The 1,609-nt window shown below is 45.1% G+C and carries 2 protein-coding genes; both read right to left on the bottom strand.

Translation table 11 applies throughout. The annotated features are described in order from the left end of the window. Nucleotides 1–32: 32 nt before the first annotated feature. Nucleotides 33–692 (bottom strand): uroporphyrinogen decarboxylase/cobalamine-independent methonine synthase family protein, encoded by a 660-nt coding sequence (locus tag B9A32_RS20935; protein ID WP_084072136.1) that lies wholly within the window; start codon nt 690–692, stop codon nt 33–35. Nucleotides 693–756: 64 nt separating this feature from the next. Beyond that, nucleotides 757–1,609: BCCT family transporter (locus tag B9A32_RS20930; protein ID WP_212638057.1), on the bottom strand; the 853-nt coding region annotated here is incomplete at its 5' end.

Here is a 1,609-nt window from a genome sequence, read left to right as displayed (position 1 = left end):
TCAATGGTGATAATCCCTGAATTGGCAAATAGTTATGAGTAGTCTACATAATTCTTTTGCCAAAACAACACGAAAATAAGAGATAAGAATCTAAGTGTGGCAGGAGAAAACATGGTGCCTGAATTAAATGCGATATCATCAAAACACATGAGAAAATCAAACCCCAGGGTTTGCAATTTTTCCAGCACCGTGCAGGTCCATTCGGCATACCTGTCGAATATGTTTTCCACCAGGGAGACATTCTGGTGGAGACTTGTGGCAAAGCCAAGCATCCCCATGGAAAAAACCGTATTCAGCATACCGGTCCTGAATGCGGCATAGCTGGCGATATCTTCTTTTCCGCAACGGTCCACAAACCGTTTAGCTTCATCATAAAAACCTGCATCACTGGGATCAAGGAAGACCATTTTATCAAGGTCTTTTTCCGATTTGATCAATCCTTCTCCCTGGAGATGGTCTTTCCCGTCACTTCCCTTGATGGTTTCACAAAATACCGGGGGAAGATATTTGTCAAAGATGCACTGGGCATCCATGCCGATCAGGGTGGCAAACTCGGCATCGCTTATATCCGGGGGCGCGCCTTTGGCCTGGGCGACATCTCTTTGCATCTGGATGTCAAACCAATCTACAAAAGGGATCTTATCAACCGGTTCAAGGTTTAAGGTTTTTAAAACACGTTCTTTGGGTGTCATGGAAATATCCTTTATATGATTTGGTGATTAATTAAAAGTTTTTTATTTTTGATTAAAAATTTCTCTATTCTTTAGAGGGCGAATAATTGGGCCATTTCTTGGTTGCCATTTTGAAAAATGATATCAAGATGAACACCATGATCACCACCGTCGGCAGAGACCCTACCGTGGTCGCAGTCTTAATTGTTTTCAAACCGCCGATAAACAACAGGGCCAGGGCAAAGCACCCCACGGCCACAGACCAGAACACACGAAGCCAGCGGGACGGCTCTTCGTCTGCCTTGATTCCCTTAGTGGTCATCATGGCCAGGGCATAGGCAATGGAATTGAACATGGTTGAGGTGTTGATAAATCCCAGGACTAAAAATGCAACCAAAACCACCCCGCCCAGGGGGAAATGGTTCCACAGCGCCACTGTGGCAGCGGAAAGGCCCTGCTCGGACAAAATTTCGGCCACTGGCACAAGGCCCTGGCGAAAAATATCAAGGGCTGTATTCTCAATGATCAGGAAAAACAGCCAATTTCCAATAACCATGGAAGTAAGACCGCCAATCAAAAATTCGCGAACACTTCTTCCCTTTGAAATTCTTGCCAGGTAAATTCCGAATTGAAGAGCCACGGCAAGGGACCATGCCCAGTAAAAAATAGACCAGCCCTGGGGAAATCCTCCGCTCTCCGTGGCATCAATATACAGGCTCATCCTTGTAAAATTTTGAAGGGCGATGCCAAGGGAATCTACGAAATTATTGAACATAAACGAAGTGGGACCTAAGACCAGGAGAACCAGAAGGGTGCCGAATCCGAAATAAACCCTTATATCCCCTAACCTGGACAAGCCAGAACCAAAAAGGTTTTGTTGAATCACCATTCGCGGTATAATGATTCCCATAACATACAAATGCGAAAGGAGGTCAATC

The sequence above is a fragment of the Desulfocicer vacuolatum DSM 3385 genome, assembly GCF_900176365.1.
GTDB lineage: Bacteria > Desulfobacterota > Desulfobacteria > Desulfobacterales > Desulfobacteraceae > Desulfocicer > Desulfocicer vacuolatum.
The sequence above is the reverse complement of the archived record's forward strand: the minus strand, read 5'-3'. Positions and strand labels throughout refer to the sequence as shown.